1 protein-coding gene and 1 pseudogene are annotated in these 974 nt (G+C 58.3%); both read right to left on the bottom strand.

Going from position 1 to position 974, the window contains the following annotated elements:
* Positions 1 to 515, bottom strand: a 515-nt coding sequence (locus tag L692_RS0108225) for a 3'-5' exonuclease (RefSeq protein ID WP_232238748.1), incomplete at its 3' end; no start/stop codon positions are given.
* 232 nt (positions 516 to 747) lie between these two features.
* Positions 748 to 974: pseudogene (locus L692_RS32515) on the bottom strand (hypothetical protein); the annotation flags it as partial.

Below are 974 nucleotides of genomic sequence, written 5' to 3'. Positions count from 1 at the left end.
AGTGCCGGCAGGCCGGAATGCCCGGCCTGTTCCGCGAGCTTCACGAGGATGACCGCCGCAGTGCGGGCATCCTCCAGCGCGTCGTGATGCCGCAGGGAGATGCTGAAATAGTCGGCCAGTATGTTCAGCCGGTAAGAGCCGAGACCCGGCAGCATTGTTTTGGCCAGCAAATAGGTGCACCAATATTGAAAGGACGGATAGGGCAGAGAGCACTGATCCAGTCCGTAGCGGAGCACGCTCATATCGAAGGAGGCGTTATGCGCCACGATATTTTTTCCGTGAACCAGCGGCTCAATGGCGGGCCACAGCTCGCGGAAGGTCGGCTGCCCGGCGACCATTTCGGGGGTGATCCCATGGATGGCGATATTTCTGCGGTCGAAGCGCTGCTCCGGATTAATCAGCCATGCCTGCTCGGACACGATGACGCCTCCCTTGACCTCAACCAGTCCCAGCGCGCAGGCGCTGGCCCGGCCCGCATTCGCCGTTTCAAAATCGATTGCCACAAAATCCATCATACCGGCTCCTGTCTTCCATATTGGCAGTTTATTCGTGTTCCTAATCTATCTGTATATCATTTTCGCCAGCCGCAAAGGATGTTCCTCCCGGAACAAGAACTTCATTACAATCAAGTCTAAGTTGTTGCGTCCTTAAGGGAACGAGAGACATACAATAAAACAGCGGCAGACCAGGACTTTTGATCTCGTCCAGGACTGCCGCTGTTTCGATTTCCCAAGACAGCAGAAGATCTTACTGCCCGCCGCCTTTAGCCCGCTCGCGCAACCGCTCCAGCTCGGCTGCGGCCTGTTCCTTCACGCGGGCGTCCGCGCTGCTGCCTTCTGTGTCGGCCGCCGGAGACACATGCCGGTCCGGCAGAGTCTGTCTCGCTTCCCATTCCAGAATCTTTTCTTCCATCCGTTCGAATCCCCGGGCGGCGGAATGAGTGCTCAGGCCGGAGAAGGCGGCGCGGGAGGGGG

It is taken from the genome of Paenibacillus forsythiae T98, assembly GCF_000520735.1.
In the GTDB taxonomy this organism is placed as follows: domain Bacteria; phylum Bacillota; class Bacilli; order Paenibacillales; family Paenibacillaceae; genus Paenibacillus_AQ; species Paenibacillus_AQ forsythiae.
Note: the sequence above shows the minus strand (reverse complement) of the source record. Positions and strands in the feature narration are given on the sequence as shown.